Annotated in this window: 12 protein-coding genes and 1 pseudogene; 9 read left to right on the top strand and 4 right to left on the bottom strand. The window is 64.7% G+C overall.

All coding sequences use genetic code 11. From position 1 onward, the window contains the following. Window positions 1–51: 51 nt before the first annotated feature. On the bottom strand, window positions 52–1,326 hold the full coding sequence (locus tag ACNJYA_RS27305) for a serine hydrolase domain-containing protein (RefSeq protein WP_260382743.1): 1,275 nt from the start codon (window positions 1,324–1,326) through the stop codon (window positions 52–54). A 160-nt stretch (window positions 1,327–1,486) separates the two neighbouring features. Here ACNJYA_RS27305 and ACNJYA_RS27300 point away from each other — a divergent pair. Beyond that, window positions 1,487–2,380 (top strand): annotated as a pseudogene (locus ACNJYA_RS27300) (intradiol ring-cleavage dioxygenase); the annotation flags it as partial. 52 nt (window positions 2,381–2,432) lie between these two features. Here the strand turns inward: ACNJYA_RS27300 and ACNJYA_RS27295 are convergent. Next, window positions 2,433–3,326 (bottom strand): LysR family transcriptional regulator, encoded by an 894-nt coding sequence (locus ACNJYA_RS27295; protein WP_439363865.1) that lies wholly within the window; start codon window positions 3,324–3,326, stop codon window positions 2,433–2,435. Window positions 3,327–3,428: 102 nt separating this feature from the next. Between ACNJYA_RS27295 and ACNJYA_RS27290 the strand changes: the two genes are divergently transcribed. Further along, entirely contained in the window at window positions 3,429–4,298 is an 870-nt protein-coding gene (locus ACNJYA_RS27290; RefSeq protein WP_212254782.1) for an SDR family oxidoreductase, read from the top strand. 90 nt (window positions 4,299–4,388) lie between these two features. Here ACNJYA_RS27290 and ACNJYA_RS27285 read toward each other — a convergent pair whose 3' ends face one another. Further along, a complete protein-coding gene (locus ACNJYA_RS27285) occupies window positions 4,389–6,116 on the bottom strand; it encodes a bifunctional protein-serine/threonine kinase/phosphatase (RefSeq protein WP_212254783.1) in 1,728 nt (575 codons plus the stop codon). 67 nt (window positions 6,117–6,183) lie between these two features. Further along, complete coding sequence (locus ACNJYA_RS27280) at window positions 6,184–7,023, bottom strand: formate/nitrite transporter family protein (protein WP_172783957.1); 840 nt, start codon at window positions 7,021–7,023, stop codon at window positions 6,184–6,186. A gap of 682 nt (window positions 7,024–7,705) precedes the next feature. Between ACNJYA_RS27280 and ACNJYA_RS27275 the strand changes: the two genes are divergently transcribed. From ACNJYA_RS27275 to ACNJYA_RS27245, 7 genes are all read left to right on the top strand, one after another. Further along, window positions 7,706–9,028 carry a CmpA/NrtA family ABC transporter substrate-binding protein gene (locus tag ACNJYA_RS27275; RefSeq protein WP_212254784.1) on the top strand — a complete coding sequence of 441 codons (1,323 nt, stop codon included), beginning with the start codon at window positions 7,706–7,708 and terminating at the stop codon, window positions 9,026–9,028. A 64-nt stretch (window positions 9,029–9,092) separates the two neighbouring features. Then, window positions 9,093–9,989 carry a nitrate ABC transporter permease gene (gene ntrB / locus ACNJYA_RS27270; RefSeq protein WP_212254785.1) on the top strand — a complete coding sequence of 299 codons (897 nt, stop codon included), beginning with the start codon at window positions 9,093–9,095 and terminating at the stop codon, window positions 9,987–9,989. Window positions 9,990–10,000: 11 nt separating this feature from the next. Continuing rightward, window positions 10,001–10,795, top strand: coding sequence for an ABC transporter ATP-binding protein (locus tag ACNJYA_RS27265; RefSeq protein ID WP_212254786.1), 795 nt, complete (start codon window positions 10,001–10,003; stop codon window positions 10,793–10,795). Between the two features lie 340 nt (window positions 10,796–11,135). Continuing rightward, window positions 11,136–12,527 (top strand): MFS transporter, encoded by a 1,392-nt coding sequence (locus ACNJYA_RS27260; RefSeq protein ID WP_439363864.1) that lies wholly within the window; start codon window positions 11,136–11,138, stop codon window positions 12,525–12,527. Between the two features lie 129 nt (window positions 12,528–12,656). Next, window positions 12,657–13,085, top strand: coding sequence for a globin family protein (locus tag ACNJYA_RS27255; protein ID WP_439363863.1), 429 nt, complete (start codon window positions 12,657–12,659; stop codon window positions 13,083–13,085). A gap of 10 nt (window positions 13,086–13,095) precedes the next feature. Next, the gene (locus ACNJYA_RS27250) at window positions 13,096–14,313 is read left to right on the top strand and encodes an NAD(P)/FAD-dependent oxidoreductase (RefSeq protein ID WP_439401029.1); all 1,218 of its coding nucleotides are present in this window, start codon (window positions 13,096–13,098) and stop codon (window positions 14,311–14,313) included. 1 nt (window position 14,314) lies between these two features. After that, window positions 14,315–17,017, top strand: coding sequence for a molybdopterin-dependent oxidoreductase (locus ACNJYA_RS27245; protein WP_439401028.1), 2,703 nt, complete (start codon window positions 14,315–14,317; stop codon window positions 17,015–17,017). Window positions 17,018–17,290 lie beyond the last annotated feature (273 nt).

The following is a 17,290-nucleotide window of genomic DNA, read 5'->3' as shown; positions in this document are numbered from 1 at the left end:
GCTTGATCATGCGATCCCGCGGCCGGCAGCCGCGGGATCGGCCGCGATTGGTTACAGGTTGCTCTCGGTGATTGCGGCGTAGACCATGCTGCGCAGCTCGCGGCGGAGCGGGTAAGCACTCGACGGCAGCACCTGGGTCATGAAGATCGTGATCAGCTCCTCGGCGGGATCGATCCAGAACGAGGTCGTGGCGGCGCCGCCCCAATTGTATTCGCCGGGGCTGCCGGCGATCAGCGTCTCGGCCGGGCGCATGGTGACGGCGAAGCCGAGACCGAAGCCGATGCCGTTATAGGTCGCTTCCGAGAACAGCGAGCGCGAGACCTCCGGCAGCGCACGCCCACCCGGAATGTGGTTGGTCGTCATCAGCGCCAGCGTCTTCGGCCCGATCAGCCTGACGCCGCCGAGCTCGCCGCCATTGAGCAGCGCGCGGCAGAAGGTGAGATAGTCGGCGACCGTCGAGCACAGGCCGCCGCCGCCGGAGATGAACGAGGGCGGCGACAGGAACGAGCTCGTTGTCGGATCGTCCTGAAGTGTCAGCCCCTCGCGGCGCTGGCCGGCATGGAAGGCCGTGCCGCCGCCCGGGTCCGCCGAATAGCAGGCCGCGAAGCGATGCGCCTTCGAGGCGGGCACGTGGAAGTCGGTGTCGGTCATGCCGAGCGGATCGAGGATGCGTGACTTGAGGAACTGCTCGAACGGCATGCCCGAGATCTTGCCGATGAGATAGCCGATCACGTCGGTTGCTACGGAATAGTTCCAGGACTCGCCCGGCGAGAACTCCAGCGGGATCTTTGCCAGGCCCTCGATCATGCTCTGCAGCGTGCCTGATTTCTCGACCTCGCCGATCTTCTCGGTGCGATAGGCGGCATCGACGTTGGAGCGTTGCTGGAAGCCGTAGGTCAGTCCAGACGTATGGCGCAAGAGGTCGACGATCAGCATCGGCCGGGAGGGCGGCCGGGTCAGGAACGCCGGATAGGTGCCGGCGACGAACACGCCGAGATCCTTCCACTCCGGAATGTATTTGGCGACGGGCTCGTCGATCGCGACGAGCCCTTCCTCGACCAGCATCATGAAGGCGACGCTGGTGAGCGGCTTGGTCATGGAATAGATGCGGTAGATCGTATCGTCCTTCACCGCCACCTTGCGCTCGACGTCGGCAAAGCCCTGCACCGAGCTGTGCGCGACCTTGCCGCGGCGGTAGACCAGAAGATGCGTGCCCGGGAAGCGTCCGGCATCGATGTACCGGCGCTTGAGATGCGCATCGACGCGGTCGAGCGCAGCCTTGGACATGCCGACGGATTCGGGCGAGGCAGGGGTGGGGGCGAGCATCAGTTCCTCCGGGGCGTTTTGTCGGAAAGTTGATACCGAAATGGCGGCCGCATTCCAAGTCGGTTGCGCTTAACGAGGCCGGGCCGCGTGGTGTAGACTCGGCCTCGGAACGCAAGGAGCCCGCCCGGGCCAACGATAAAAACGCGAGGGCAAACGCACCATGACGCAATTCAATGAGACCGACCTCACCGAAGCCGTCGTCAAAAGCTTCGATCAGACGCCCGATACGCGTGCGAAATTCCTGCTGCAGGAATTGGTGAAGTCGCTGCACGATTACGTGAGCAAGACCGGTCTCACCTTCGAGGAATGGGAATACGCCATCGATTTCCTGACCCGCACCGGGCAGAAATGCACCGACACCCGCCAGGAATTCATCCTCTTGTCCGACGTGCTCGGCGTCTCCATGTTGGTCGACGCCGTCAATCACAGGGATCGCGACGGTGCCACTCAGACTACGGTGCTTGGTCCGTTCTATGTCGGCGAGCACAAGGTGACTGCGCACGGCACCGACATCTCGCCGAACAACCAGACGGGCGAGCGGATGTTCGTGCAGAGCCGTGTCACCGATCTCAAGGGCAAGCCGCTCGCCGGCGTTCCCGTCGACGTCTGGCACGCCGATGACGACGGCTTCTACGACTCCCAGAAGCCGAACTATGACGAGGTCGGCGCCTCGGCGCGGGCGCGTTTCATCACCGACAGCGACGGCCGCTTCTTCTTCCGCACCATCCTGCCGTGTAGCTATCCGATTCCGACCGATGGTCCCGTCGGCGAGATGATCGTGCAGACGGGCCGCCACCCGATGCGCCCGGCGCATGTGCACTTCCTGGTCAATGCCAAGGGCTATGAGCCGCTGATCACCCACGTCTTCATGGACGGCGACAAATATCTCGATTCCGACGTGGTGTTCGGCGTGAAGGACGATCTCGTCGCCAAGGTCGAGCCACGCAACGATCCCACAATGCCCGACGGCACCAAGGCGAACGGGCGGTGGCACCTGATGACTTACGAATTCCACCTCAAGCCCGGCGGCGGCGTGGCGCCGACACCGCTGGGGGGTGAAGACGGCGGAGCCGGCGTGAGGATCAGGAAATCGGCGCGCGCAGCGACTATCTTTCGAGATAGGCGGCAAGCTCCTCGGGCGTGCCCTTCGGAAAGGCTTCCTTCAGGAAGTCGAGGAAGGCGGAAACACGTGCGCTCAGCAATCGCCGCGACGGGTAGAGCGCCCACAGCTGGATCTCGGGAGCGTCGATGTCACCCCAATGGCTCAACGTGCCAACGGATAGATCGGGACTGACGAGGGACAGGGGAAGGCATCCAGCACCGACGCCGGCTCTGACCGCGTCACGGACCATGATCAGGGATGCCAGGCTGAGCACTGGATCGACTGCAAAACGCAATCGACCAGTCGCCCCCGTCACGTTCCAGGCGGCACTCCGGTCACCCGTCCCGCGGACGACGGCGGGTACTGCGAGCTTGTCCTTTGGTCGTTTCAGGTGGGGGTTCGCCACGACCACCAGCCGGTCGCGCAGGAAGATGCGACCGACGAGGCTCTCATCCGGGTCGGGACCGACCCGAATGACGAGGTCATAGCCTTCCTCGACCATATCGACGGCCCGGTCTTCCGTCGTTATTTCCAGGCGGACCTCCGGATATTTCAGGGCGAAGGCGGCGGCCAGCTTCCCCATGGCGATCTGAGAGAACAGCAAGGGTGCGCTGATGCGCAACTTGCCGCGCGGCCTGTCGCCTCCGGAAGCGATCGCTGCGGCGGTCTCGTCGAGCTCGGTCAGCAACGTCCCGGTCCGCTCGTAAAGCGCGCGTCCTTCCTGGGTGAGTTTCAAGGTGCGCGCGCCGCGTTCGAACAGGCGCAGGTTGAGCGCCGCCTCGAGCTCCGCGACCCGGCGGGACAAGGTAGCCTTCGGACGACCCGCAGCACGCGCGGCGCGTCCGAACCCGCCATGCCGGGCGACCAGATTGAAATCGGCGAGGGCTAGGAGATCCATGTGTTCCACCAGTGAGACGGTCTGTCCAAATATACCGTCTATCAGTCAGATTGTGGATCACTAGTTTCGGGGTGTCTTCAAACCCAACCCGGAGTGACCCCCATGACCATTCTCGTTACCGGCGCCACCGGCACCGTTGGCCGCCACGTCGTCGAACAACTCGTCAAGCGCGGCGCCGACCTGCGCGCGCTCGTCCGCGATCCCGCGAAGGCGAACCTGCCTGCAGAGGTCACGCTCGTGCAGGGCGACCTCCTCGACGTCGACGCGCTGCGCGGCGCCTTCACGGGAGTCTCGACCCTGTTTCTGCTCAACGGAGTCGTCGCGGATGAATTCACCCAGGCGCTGGTCGCGCTCAACGTCGCGCGGGAGGCCGGCGTCGAGCGGGTCGTCTACCTGTCGGTGATCCACAGCGATCGCTACGTCAACGTGCCGCACTTTGCCGGCAAGTTCGGTGTCGAGCGCATGATCGAGCAGATGGGCTTCAACGCCACCATCCTGCGCCCGGCCTACTTCATGAACAACGATCTCACGATCAAGGACGTCGTGCTCGGTTATGGCATCTATCCGATGCCCATCGGCAACAAGGGCCTCGCGATGATCGACGCACGCGACATCGGCGAGATCGCCGCGATCGAGCTCATTCGGCGCGAGCGAGCTGCAACGCCGCTTCCGCTCGCACGCTTCAATCTCGTCGGTCGCGATCAGTTGACCGGCGCGAAGGCTGCCGCCATCTGGTCCGAGGCGCTGGGCCGCACGATCGTCTACCCGGGCGACGACACTGCTGGCTTCGAAAAGAATCTGAGGCAGTTCATGCCGAGCTGGATGGCCTTCGACATGCGCCTGATGAGCGAGCGCTTTCTCACGGAGGGGATGATACCCGATGCCGGCGACGTCGAGCGTCTGACCGAGATGCTGGGTCGCCCACTGCGCTCCTACCAGGACTTTGTCTCCGAGATCACGGCCTCCGCCTGAGGCGGCGGCATTCCCCGATCACGTCAAGGAATTCCATCATGATCTATTCGATTACGACGCAGCTCGCACGTTCGCGGATCTCTCCACGCCTCAGCGCGCGTGCAGCAGCGCCAGCAGCACGACGACAGCGCAGGCGAGCGCGGCCGAGGTCAGCTTCCAGAACATCAGCGGATTGCGCTCGAGGAGGGGCGTGATGCGCGTGTTCAGATAGGCCGGATTGGGATTTCTGAGCTCGAAGACGAACTCGGACATGTCCTCGTGGCGCTTGTAGGGATCGGGATGCAGCGCTTTCCTGAGTGCGCCGTCGATCCAGCCCGGGATGCCGCGCTCGGCATCGATCGCGGGGCGATATCGCAATTTCCACGCGTCCGATCGTCCGCGGATTTTCGCAAGCTGGGCGCCGTAGGGCAGATGCCCGGTCAGCATCTGGTAGCAGATGGCGGCCAGCGAGAACATGTCGGACCGGGGCGAGCCGCCCTGCCCAAGGAAATATTCCGGCGCCGTATATTGAACCGTGCCGAGAATTTCTGCGTCGGCCGCTCTCGGCGCGGCTTCGGCGACGCCCGCGACCCTCACTGATCCGAAGTCGATGATCTTGGCGGTACCGGTCTTGTCGATCAGGACGTTGTCGGGCCGGAGGTCCTGGTGCAGCATCTCCATGCGGTGGAAGGCGCGAAGCCCGGTGGCGATCTGCTCGATGATCCTGCGCACCGTCTCCAGATCGGGCCGCGGATTGTCGAGCATCCATTGTCGCAGCGTCTGCCCCTCGACGAACTCGGTCGCGACGTAGAGATAATTGCGCCGCGTCGATCGCGATCGCGGCTTGAGCACGTACGGACTGTCGATCCGCCGCGCGATCCACTCTTCCATCAGGAAACGTTTCAGATAGGCCTGGTTGTCGCGCAGGTCGATCGACGGAATCTTGAGCGCGACCGTTTCCTCGGTTTCCGCATCGACGGCGAGATAGATGTGGCTGCGGCTGCTGCCATGGATCTCCCGGATGATCCGGTAGCCGTCGAACATCGCGCGCGGCTCCAATAGAGGCGGGAGTGGCAGCGTCGAGGTCCGATCGAAAACGCCGGTTTCCTCCGGCACCGCGTCGATCCGCAGAATCTGGACCGTGATGTTGTCGTCGCTGCCGCGCCGATAGGCTTCCTCCACGATCGCCTTCGCCGCGCCGTCGAGCTCGGCTGCGTGCTCGTTGATGGCACTCGTGACGAAACGCGCATCGACAAACTCATAGGCACCGTCCGTCGCCAGCAGGAAGGTGTCGCCGGCCTGGATCTCGACCGTCTGGTAGTCGATCTCGAGTTGCGGGTTGATACCGAGCGCGCGGCCGAGATAGGTCTGCTCCGACGACACGATGATGCGGTGATCGTCGGTCAGCTGCTCGAGCGCCTTGCCGGCGAGGCGGTAGATGCGGCAGTCGCCGACATGGAAGATGTGCGCGGTCGCCGCCTTGATGACCATGGCGCTGAGCGTGCAGACATAGCCCTTGTCGCGGTCATAGGCATATTGGCTCTTGCGCGTCTGCGCATGCAGCCAGGAATTGGTCGCCTCCAGCACGCGGCGGGCGGAGGTCTTCACCGTCCATGATTCCGACGTGCAGTAATAGTCCATCAGGAAGCTCTTGACCGCCGACTCGCTGGCGATCTGGCTCACCGTGCTCGAGGAGATGCCGTCGGCGAGGACGGCCGCGATGCCCTTCAGGCTGAGCAGCGGCTCCTCCGGAATGAGGACCCCGTGAAAGTCCTGGTTGACGGGCTTGCGGCCCTTGTCGGAGTGCTGGCCGACCGAAATCAGGAGTCCGCGGGTCATCGTCGTCACCAAGGCAAAGAGAGCCTCACCCTATACGGGCGAGGCTCTCGTGTTGAGGTGCGTGTGATCAGGCCGCGACGCGGGGCTTTGCAGCCTTCTCCGCCTGGCGCTTCGGCAGGGTCATGACGTGGGTGGCATAGAGGGTCATGCCGGTGAAGGCGAGGCCGCCGACGAGGTTGCCGAGCACGGTCGGGATCTCGTTCCAGATCAGATAGTCCATGATCGAGAACTTCGCGCCGAGCAGCAGGCCCGATGGGAACAGGAACATGTTCACGACGGAATGCTCGAACACCATGTAGAAGAACACCAGGATCGGCATCCACATCGCGATGACCTTGCCGGGGACAGAGGTCGAGATCATGGCGCCGACGACGCCGGTCGAGACCATCCAGTTGCAGAGCATGCCGCGCAGGAACAGCGTCGCCATGCCGGCCGCGCCGTGCGCGGCATAACCCAGCGTTCGGCCTTCGCCGATATTGCCGATGGCCGCGCCGACCTTGTCGGGGGCTTGCGTGAAGCCGAACGTCGTGACGAAGGCCATCATGAAGGCCACGGTGAAGGCGCCGGCGAAATTGCCGACGAAGACGAGGCCCCAATTGCGTAGCACGCCACTGAGCGTGACGCCCGGGCGCTTGTCGATCAGCGCGAGCGGCGAGAGCACGAACACGCCCGTCAGCAGGTCGAAGCCGAGGAGATAGAGCATGACGAAGCCGACGGGGAACAACAGCGCGCCGACCAGCGGCTGGCCGGTGTTGACGTTGATCGTGACGGCGAACCAAGCCGCGAGGGCCAGGATGGCTCCGGCCATGTAGGCGCGGATGATGGTATCCCGGGTGGACATGAAGATCTTGGACTCGCCCGCATCCACCATCTTGGTGACGAATTCCGAAGGCGCGAGATACGACATCAATGGTTCCTTTTGCTTCGTAAGTGAGATCGACACGCCCCCAGGCGAGAGCGCGGCTGAACATCATCGGTCGTGCGGGCTGCCTGCCGCGCACGAGGGGCTATGGAAAGTCTGGAAGCCTTGGGAATCGCGTCACGAGGACTCTGAAGCCGGGAGACCGCGAAGCAGGTGAGCTTCCGGGACGCAGCCGCCAGAGGCTGCATCAATGCGGCCAAGCCGCAGTCGTCGTTGACGGCAATTGCGAAGCAAGTTGCGTGCCGCTACAGCGCGCCAGAAATAGAGAGCAATTTCAATGCAATCCCGCTCTGGCTGATCTCGTTCTGCCGCCCTCGCGGCCTCTTGATTGAGCTGATGCACAAGCTTTGTGCGTCGCACAAGGAATGTGCAAATCGCAAATTTCGCATGCGGAACCGGTCTGCGACAGTTTGGCGCGATCGTTGTAATGCTTTGAACAATCATCACTTTTTGCGACGGCAAGCTTGGCATGAAGCTTGAATACGACCAGCCCGACGCCATTGAAGCCGTCCCGCGAGACATCTCATCCGATTTTGCTGACGCCACCAGACGGGGGTCCCCCCGTCATGCGTTCGCACGCGCCAAGGACGGCGCAACCGGACGGACGGGCAGCTCGCGCGCACAGCCGCAAATCATTCCGCAACGACGCCAAAGGACGACACTGCCTATGACCAAGCGCATCCGCCGGCCCTCGGAAACGACCGGCCTCAGCCGCCGGCAATTGTTGAAGGCCACCGGCTCGACCGCCGCTCTTCTTGCCGCCGCCAAACTGAATTTTCCCGCCGGCGCCTTCGCGCAGGACGCAGGCCCCGAGGTCAAGGGCGCCAAGCTCGGCTTCATCGCGCTCTCCGATGCCGGCCCGCTGTTCGTCGCCAAGGACAAGGGCCTATTCGCCAAGCACGGCGTGCCCGACACCGACGTGCAGAAGCAGGCGTCCTGGGGCACCACGCGCGACAACCTCGTGCTCGGCTCCGAAGGCAACGGCATCGACGGGGCGCATATCCTCACCCCGATGCCGTATCTGATCTCGGCCGGCAAGGTGACGCAGAACAACCAGCCGACGCCGATGTACATCCTGGCGCGGCTCAATCTCGATGCCCAGTGCATCTCGGTCGCCAAGGAATATGCCGGCCTCAAGGTCGGCGCGGATGCCTCGGTGCTCAAGGCCGCGTTCGAGAAGAAGAAGGCCGAAGGCAAGTCGGCCAAGGTCGCGATGACCTTCCCGGGCGGCACGCATGACCTCTGGATCCGCTACTGGCTTGCAGCCGGCGGCATCGACCCCGACAAGGACGTCGAGACCATCACGGTGCCGCCGCCCCAGATGGTGGCGAACATGAAGGTCGGCACCATGGACGCCTTCTGCGTCGGCGAGCCCTGGCCCGGTCAGCTCGTCCACCAGGGCATCGGCTATACCGCCGTCAACACCGGCGAGATCTGGAGCAAGCATCCCGAAAAGTCGTTCGGCATGCGCGCGGCCTGGGTCGACAAGAACCCGAAGGCCGCAAAGGCGATCCTGATGGCCGTCATGGAGGCCCAGCAATGGGCCGACAAGATGGAGAACAAGGAAGAGCTCGCCACCATCATGGCGAAGCGCCAGTGGATCAACTGCCCGGTCGAGGACATCGCCGACCGCGCCAAGGGCAAGTTCGACTACGGCATCCCCGGCAAGGTGGTCGAGAACTCGCCGCACATCATGAAGTACTGGCGCGACCATGCCTCCTATCCGTTCCAGAGCCACGATCTCTGGTTCATGACCGAGGACATCCGCTGGGGCAAATACGAGGCTGGTTTCGACAGCAAGGCGCTGATCGCCAAGGTCAACCGCGAGGACCTCTGGAAGGACGCGGCCAAGACCCTTGGCGTCGCCGCCGCCGACATTCCGGCCTCCACCTCGCGCGGCAAGGAGACCTTCTTCGACGGCAAGGTGTTCGATCCGGAAAATCCGGCCGCCTATCTGAAGTCGCTCGCGATCAAGCGCGTCGAAGTCTGATGGAGCCCTGCGGCCGCCTTCAGGGGCGGCCGCATCGTCCTTGCCACGCCGGAGAGAGATAGCGATGAACATGACTGCCACGAAGATCGAGGTTGAGACCGCGACGCCTGCCGCAACGATTGCGCCCGTCGTCGCGCTGACGCCGAAGCGTCCCCCGCGCGCCGAAGTTTACGCTCGCATCGCACGTGAGACGGCCGTGCGCGTGATCCCGCCGCTGGTCGTGATCGCGCTGCTGACGCTGGTGTGGGAGCTGGTCTGCCGGAGGGCCGGCTCGGCATTGCCGCCGCCGTCGAGAGTCTTCAAGGACACCAAGGAGCTGATCTTCGATCCGTTCTTCGACCATGGCGGCATCGACAAGGGGCTGTTCTGGCATCTCTCCGCCAGCCTCCAGCGCGTCGCCTTCGGCTACTCGCTCTCGGCGATCGCCGGCATCGGGCTCGGCGTGCTGGTCGGGCAGTCGGTCTGGGCCATGCGCGGGCTCGATCCGCTGTTCCAGGTGCTGCGCACCATTCCGCCGCTGGCTTGGCTGCCGCTCTCGCTCGCGGCCTTCCGCGACGGCCAGCCTAGCGCGATCTTCGTCATCTTCATCACCTCGATCTGGCCGATCATCATCAACACCGCGGTCGGCATCCGCAACATCCCGCAGGACTATCGCAACGTCGCCGCGGTGGTGCAGCTCAATCCGCTCGAGTTCTTCTCCAAGATCATGATCCCGGCGGCGGCGCCCTATATCTTCACGGGCCTGCGCATCGGCATCGGCCTGTCCTGGCTCGCGATCGTCGCCGCCGAAATGCTGATCGGCGGCGTCGGCATCGGCTTCTTCATCTGGGACGCCTGGAACTCCTCGCATATCAGCGAGATCGTCCTGGCGCTGTTCTATGTCGGCATCGTCGGCTTCGTGCTGGACCGCCTGATCGCGGGCCTCGGCAAGGTCGTCACCCGCGGCACTGCGCAGAACTGAGGAGAGGGGACATGACCGCCTATCTGAAGCTCGACCACATCGACAAGGTCTTCACCCGCGGCGCCGCCGCCACGGAGGTGCTGAAGGACATCAACCTGACGATCGAGAAGGGCGAATACGTCTCGATCATCGGCCATTCCGGCTGCGGCAAGTCGACCCTGCTCAACATCATCGCGGGGCTGACCGGCGCCACTACGGGTGGCGTGCTGCTGGAAAACCGCGAGGTGAACTCGCCGGGGCCCGATCGCGCCGTGGTGTTCCAGAACCACAGCCTGCTGCCGTGGCTGACCGTTTACGAGAACGTCAGGCTCGGCGTCGACAAGGTCTTCGCCAAGACCAAGTCCCGTGCCGAGCGCGACGCCTGGGTGATGCACAATCTCAACCTCGTGCAGATGGCCCATGCCAGGGACAAGCGTCCTTCGGAAATCTCGGGCGGCATGAAGCAGCGCGTCGGCATCGCGCGGGCGCTGGCCATGGAGCCGAAGGTGCTGCTGCTGGACGAGCCATTCGGCGCGCTCGACGCGCTGACCCGTGCTCACCTGCAGGACTCGGTGATGGCGCTGCATCAGAAGCTCGGCAACACCATCCTGATGATCACCCACGACGTCGACGAAGCCGTGCTCCTGTCCGACCGCATCGTGATGATGACCAACGGACCGAGCGCGCGCATCGGCGAGGTGCTGGAGGTGCCGCTGGCGCGGCCGCGCAAGCGGCTCGACCTCGCGACCAACGCCACCTATCTGAAGTGCCGCCAGCGCGTGCTCGAATTCCTCTACGAGCGTCATCGCTTCGTCGAGGCCGCGTAAATCACGGGTTCACGCGAGATATGCCCGCGCCCAATTAATCGACATCAAGCTCAATCCCTGTGCGTCGCACAGGGATTGAGCGAATCGCAAATTTAGCGTGCGGAAACGCCCTGCAAACAATTCGGGCAATACGAATAACGTCCTGAAATCCCTGTGTTTCCTGCGTGCGCGCAACTGGCACGGAAATTGAAGCGTCTTTGCGCGACGCCAACGACGACGTCCCTCAACATCATCAATCAGCATCGTGAACTCGCCACCGGGGGTGAAGCCTCGGAGCGCGCCTCCGTGACCGGAGGCAGAGCCTGCAACGACGCAGCGGTGAGCCTGGAAGGGATACTCAATGACGAAGAATCCGACCCTGAACTCCAGCTGGATTTCAGATTGGCGCCCCGAGGACGAGGCGTTCTGGAACGCGACCGGCAAGTCGATCGCGCGGCGCAACCTGATCTGGTCCATCGTGGCCGAACATATCGGCTTCTCGGTCTGGCTGATCTGGAGCATCGTCACCACCAAGCTGCCGCAGGCCGGCTTCCACTACACGACCGACCAGCTGTTCCAGCTTGTTGCCGTGCCGGGCCTGATCGGCGCCTTCATGCGCTTTCCCTACACTTTCGCGGTGACGACGTTCGGCGGCCGCAACTGGACCATCTTCAGCGCGGCGATCCTGTTCATCCCGACCTTGTCGCTTGCCTACTTCGTCAGCCAGCCCGATACGCCGTTCTGGCTCATGCTGCTGGTCGCATCGACCGCGGGTCTCGGCGGCGGCAATTTCGCCTCCAGCATGACCAACATCTCCTTCTTCTTTCCTGACCGGATGAAGGGATGGGCGCTCGGCCTCAACGCGGCCGGCGGCAATATCGGCGTCTCCAGCGTGCAGCTCCTGACCCCGATCCTGATGACGCTCGCCGTCTTCAACCTGTTCCAGGCAACGCCCGTTGACGGCATCTTCCTGCAGAATGCCGGCCTGATGTGGGTGCTGCCGATCGGCATCGCGGTGTTCGGCGCAGTGTTCTTCATGAACAACCTGACCACGGCGAAATCATCGGTGAAGAACCAGCTCGCGATCGTCAAGCGCAAGCACACCTGGATCATGGCGTATCTCTATATGGGCACGTTCGGGTCCTTCATCGGCTATTCGGCGGCGTTTCCGCTGCTGCTCAAGACGCAATTCCCCACCGTGACGATCTCGATCGCCTTCCTCGGCCCGCTGGTCGGCTCGCTGTCGCGTCCGCTCGGCGGCTGGCTCGCGGACCGGGTCGGCGGCTCCATCATCACGTTCTGGAATTTCATCCTGATGGCGGGCGCCACGGTCGGCGCGCTCTACTTCGTCGGGCACAAGGACTTCGCCGGCTTCCTGTCGATGTTCCTGATCCTGTTCGTGACGACGGGCATCGGCAACGGCTCGACCTACCGCATGATCCCCTCGATCTTCCGCGAGGAGAACCTGTTCAAGGTGCGCGGTAAGGGCGATGCGGCACGCAGCGCTGCCCTGAAGACCGCGAGCATCGAGAGCGGCGCGGCCGTCGGCTTCATCGGTGCGGTCGGCGCCGTCGGCGGCTATCTGATCCCGAGTGGCTTCGGCAAGTCGATCGCCATGACCGGCGGGCCGCAGCTCGCGCTCGCGATCTATCTCGGCTTCTACGGCTCCTGCCTCGCTCTGACCTGGTGGTTCTACCTGCGTCGCAGCCCGCAGGGTGAAGGCGCCCCAAGCCTCGCCGAGGCGCGTGTGTGAGCACAACAAACTGGCACGAATGTCGCTTCTCCCCGTACGCGGGGAGAAGTCTCTCTGATGACGTTTGATCCATGAACTTTTTCCGCAATGGCGCGGACGAAGGCAGACCGAAACAGACAGGAGAACATTATGACGCCCGAGCAGATTACCCTCATTCAGCAGAGCTTCGCCAAGGTCGCCTCGATTTCGGAAGCCGCCGCGGTGCTGTTCTACGACCGCCTGTTCGAGGTGGCGCCGTCCGTGCGCGCGATGTTTCCCGAGGACATGACCGAACAGCGCAAGAAGCTGATGGGCATGCTCGCCGCCGTGGTCGGCGGCCTGTCGAACCTGGAGTCGATTCTTCCCGCGGCTTCCGCGCTCGCCAAGCGTCACGTCGATTATGGCGCCAAGGCCGAGCACTACCCCGTGGTCGGCGCGACCTTGCTGTGGACCCTCGAGAAGGGCCTTGGCGAGGCCTGGACGCCCGAGCTCGCCGCAGCCTGGACCGACGCCTACGGCGTGCTGTCCGGCTACATGATTTCCGAGGCCTACGGCGCGCAGGCGCAGGCCGCCGAATAGGAGATGCGTTGTGAGTGAACCGCTGGTCATCGTCGGTAACGGTATGGCGGCCGCGCGTCTGGTCGACGAGCTCGCCAAGACCGCGCTCGGCCGCTATGCGGTCGCCGTGATCGGCGAAGAGCCGCGGCTCGCTTACAATCGCGTGCTGCTGTCCTCCGTGCTGGCCGGCGAGACCGGCTCGCACGAGATCGAGCTGCGGCCGGCCGATTGGTGGCGAAACCGCGGCGTCACGGTGCGCTACGGCTATCGCGTCACCGAGATCGATGTCGGCCGCCGCGAGCTCAAGATCGCGGGCGAAGAGAGCATGGAATATTCCAAGCTCGTGCTCGCCACGGGATCGACGCCGCTGCGGCTCAATGTGCCGGGCGCCGATCTTGCCGGCGTGCACACGTTTCGCGACACCCGCGACGTCGACCTGCTGCTGACGCTGGCCGCGGCGAAGAAGCGCGTCGTCGTTGTCGGCGGCGGCTTGCTCGGGCTCGAAGCGGCGTACGGTCTTGCCAAGGCCGGCGCGCCCGTGACGCTGCTGCACCTGATGGACCGGCTGATGGAGCGTCAGCTCGACGGGCCCGCGGCCGACCTGCTCAAGACGCTGGTCGAGCGCAAGGGCATCCGCGTCATGCTCAATGCCGCGACGACCTGCATCCACGGCGACGGTCATGTCGAGGCCGTCGAGCTCGCCGACGGCAGCCGCATCGAGGCCGATGCGGTGATCTTCGCCGCCGGCATCAAGCCGAACGTCGCGCTGGCGAAAGAGGCGGGGATTGCGGTCAACCGCGGCGTGGCCGTCAACGACGTGATGCAGACCTCCTCGTCCGACATCTTTGCGCTCGGCGAATGCGCCGAGCATCGCGGCATCTGCTATGGCCTGGTCGAGCCGGCCTATGAGCAGGCGCGCGTGCTGGCGCGCCACCTGGCCGGCCGGCCCGCCGCCTATCAGGGCAGCGTGGTCTCGACCAATCTGAAGGTCTCCGGCGTCAGCGTGTTCTCCGCCGGCGACTTCATGGGCGGGGAGGGCAGCGAGAGCCTCGTTCTGTCGGACCGCAGGCGCGGCACCTACAAGAAGCTCGTGATCGCCGACGGCCGGCTGACCGGGGCGGTGCTGATCGGCGATACAATTGATGCGCTGTGGTACCTCGAGCTGATCCGCAACCGCGACAAGGTCGCGGCGATCCGCACCGACATGATGTTCGGCCGCGCACTGGCGCAGCCTTCGAAAGCGGCGTGATATGACGGCGATCGATCCGAACCTCCGCACCACCAAGACGACCTGTCCTTATTGCGGCGTCGGTTGCGGCGTGCTGGCAACGCCCGACGGGAGGGGTGGCGCGGCGATCGCGGGCGATCCTGATCATCCCGCCAATTTCGGCCGGCTGTGCTCGAAGGGCTCCGCGCTCGGCGAGACCGTCGGGCTGGAAGGGCGGCTGCTCTATCCCATGATCCGCTGCAAGGGCGTGCTGGAGCGCGTCGCCTGGAGCGATGCGCTCGATCATGTCGCCCATCGCATGCAGCATATCGTGGCGCGCGACGGCGCGGACGCGGTCGCGTTCTATCTCTCCGGCCAGCTGCTGACCGAGGACTATTACGTCGCCAACAAGCTGATGAAGGGGTTTGTCGGCACCGCCAACGTCGACACCAATTCGCGGCTCTGCATGTCCTCCTCGGTCGCGGGCCATCGCCGCGCCTTCGGCGCCGACACCGTGCCCGGCTGCTACGAGGATCTCGACCAGGCCGATCTGCTCGTCTTCGTCGGCTCGAACGCGGCCTGGTGCCATCCGGTGCTGTTCCAGCGCATGCTGAAGAACAGGCAGGAGCGCGGCGCCCGCATGATCGTGATCGATCCGCGCCGCACCGACACCGCCAGTGACGTCGATCTGTTCCTCGGCCTCAGGCCTGGCACCGACACCGCGCTGTTCTCCGGCCTGTTCGTGCATCTCGCCGACAATGGCGTGCTGGACCAGGATTATATCGCGCAGAACACGTCTGGCTTCGACGATGCGCTGTCGCGCGCGCGCAACATCGCCGGCAGCGTCACCGCGACCGCGCTCGCCACGGGGCTCTCCGAGCCGGACGTCGCCGCCTTCTTCAAGATGTTTCGCGACACCGAGAAGGTCGTCACGCTCTATTCGCAAGGCGTCAACCAGTCGGCGCAGGGCACCGACAAGGTCAACGCCATCCTGAACTGCCATCTCGCCACGGGCCGCATCGGCAAGCCGGGCGCCTCGCCGTTCTCGCTGACCGGCCAGCCCAACGCGATGGGCGGCCGCGAGGTCGGCGGCCTCGCCAACATGCTCGCCGCCCATATGGGCTTCACGCCGCCCGACATCGACCGCGTCAGGCGGTTCTGGAAGGCGCCGCGCATCGCGACCCATGAAGGCCTGAAGGCGGTGCAGCTGTTCGAGGCCATCAACCGCGGCGAGGTCAAGGCGCTCTGGGTGATGGGCACCAACCCCGCGGTATCGTTGCCCGATGCCGACATGGTGCGCGATGCCCTGAAGAAGCTCGAGCTGTTCGTGGTCTCCGAGAACGTGCTCTCCAACGACACGGTCGAGGCCGGCCCGCACGTGCTGCTGCCGGCGCTGGCCTGGGGCGAGAAGTCGGGCACGGTGACCAATTCCGAGCGGCGCATCTCGCGCCAGCGCGCGTTCCTGCCGGCGCCGGGCGAAGCGCGTCCCGATTGGTGGATCCTGAGCGAGACCGCAAAACGCCTCGGCTTCGGCGACAGCTTCAATTACAAATCCGCCGCCGACATCTTCCGCGAGCACGCCGCGCTCTCGGCCTTCGAGAACAATGGCAGCCGCGATTTCGACATCGGCGCGCTGACCTCGTTGTCGGACGAAGCCTTCGATGGTTTGAAGCCGGTGCAGTGGCCGGTGCGCGAAGGCGGGATGCCCGGCGAGCGCTTCTTTGCGCAAGGCGGCTTCTTCACCAATGACGGCAAGGGCCGCTTCATTGCGCCGGAGGTGCCGGTGCTGCGCGGCGAGACCGGCCCGTCGCGTCCCTTAAGGCTCAACACCGGGCGCATCCGCGACCAGTGGCACACCATGACGCGCACCGGCCTGAGCCAGCGGCTGGGCGCGCATCTGCCCGAGCCGTTCGTCGAGATCCATCCCGACGACGCCGGCAAATATGGCATCGCCCATGACGGCTATGCCCGCATCACCACCGATTACGGCCAGTGCATCCTGAAGGTCGTCGTCAGTGAGCGGCAGCAGCGCGGCACCCTGTTCGTGCCGATCCACTGGAGCGCGATGAACGCCTCGCACGGCCGCGTCGGGGCGATGGTAGCACCGTTCACCGATCCGTTCTCGGGACAGCCGGAAGCCAAGGCGACGCCGGCCGCGATCGCGCCTTACGAATTCGTCTTCCGCGGTTTCGCATTGTCGCGCAAGCCGCTCGATCTGCCGCAAAACCTGTTGTGGACGCGCGTCACCGTCAGCGGCGGCTTCGGCTATCTTTTCGCCGACAATGCGGATCTTGCTCGCTGGCCGGCCTGGCTCGAGAGCGTCGCCGGCGAGGACGTTGCCGAATATCGCGATTTCGGCGGCGGGGTTTTTCGCGCGGCTTCGTTCGCAGGCGATCGCATCGAGACCTGCCTGTTCGTCGGCCCGGCGCACGATGCCGGCGACTGGGAGGTGGTGAAGAGCCTGTTCGTGGCCGATCAGGTCACCGACGAGCAGCGCCGCATGCTGCTGTCGGGCAAGTCCGGCGAAGGCGCGGCCTCGACCGGTCCCATCGTCTGCGCCTGTTTCGGCGTCGGCCGCGGCACCATCTGCGACAGCATCGCGAGCGGCGCGCGCACCGCCGCCGAAATCGGTGCCAAGCTCAAGGCCGGCACCAATTGCGGCTCCTGCATCCCCGAGCTGAAACGATTGATCGCGACGACGGAGGTGCCTGCACAGCAGGCGAAGGTCGCAAGCGCGGCGGGATAGGGCTGGCTCTCTCCGTCGTCATTGCGAGCGTAGCGAAGCAATCCAGAATCCCTCCGCGGTGACACTCTGGATTGCTTCGCTGCGCTCGCAATGACGGCTTGGACACAGGTGTGTGCTAACGCTGCGATCTCGTGCCCCGGACGCAGCGCAGCGTCTCCCCAGCGATGCGAAGCATCGTCCGGTGCGACGGTGCGCTGCAGAGCCGGGGTCCATCCAACAGCGGAGTGTTTGGCTTTTCTGGGTCCCGGCTCTGCGCAGCAGCGTTTCACGCTG

This window comes from Bradyrhizobium sp. BLXBL-01, assembly GCF_051853025.1.
Classification (GTDB): Bacteria; Pseudomonadota; Alphaproteobacteria; order Rhizobiales; family Xanthobacteraceae; genus Bradyrhizobium.
This window is presented reverse-complemented; position numbering and strand designations above follow the sequence as displayed.

Coding starts and splice junctions, on each gene's coding strand:
- ACNJYA_RS27305 (WP_260382743.1), bottom strand. CDS start 1,326: ATGCTCGCCCCCACCCCTGCCTCGCCCGAATCCGTCGGCATGTCCAAG.
- ACNJYA_RS27295 (WP_439363865.1), bottom strand. CDS start 3,326: ATGGATCTCCTAGCCCTCGCCGATTTCAATCTGGTCGCCCGGCATGGC.
- ACNJYA_RS27290 (WP_212254782.1), top strand. CDS start 3,429: ATGACCATTCTCGTTACCGGCGCCACCGGCACCGTTGGCCGCCACGTC.
- ACNJYA_RS27285 (WP_212254783.1), bottom strand. CDS start 6,116: ATGACCCGCGGACTCCTGATTTCGGTCGGCCAGCACTCCGACAAGGGC.
- ACNJYA_RS27280 (WP_172783957.1), bottom strand. CDS start 7,023: ATGTCGTATCTCGCGCCTTCGGAATTCGTCACCAAGATGGTGGATGCG.
- ACNJYA_RS27275 (WP_212254784.1), top strand. CDS start 7,706: ATGACCAAGCGCATCCGCCGGCCCTCGGAAACGACCGGCCTCAGCCGC.
- ntrB (WP_212254785.1), top strand. CDS start 9,093: ATGAACATGACTGCCACGAAGATCGAGGTTGAGACCGCGACGCCTGCC.
- ACNJYA_RS27265 (WP_212254786.1), top strand. CDS start 10,001: ATGACCGCCTATCTGAAGCTCGACCACATCGACAAGGTCTTCACCCGC.
- ACNJYA_RS27260 (WP_439363864.1), top strand. CDS start 11,136: ATGACGAAGAATCCGACCCTGAACTCCAGCTGGATTTCAGATTGGCGC.
- ACNJYA_RS27255 (WP_439363863.1), top strand. CDS start 12,657: ATGACGCCCGAGCAGATTACCCTCATTCAGCAGAGCTTCGCCAAGGTC.
- ACNJYA_RS27245 (WP_439401028.1), top strand. CDS start 14,315: ATGACGGCGATCGATCCGAACCTCCGCACCACCAAGACGACCTGTCCT.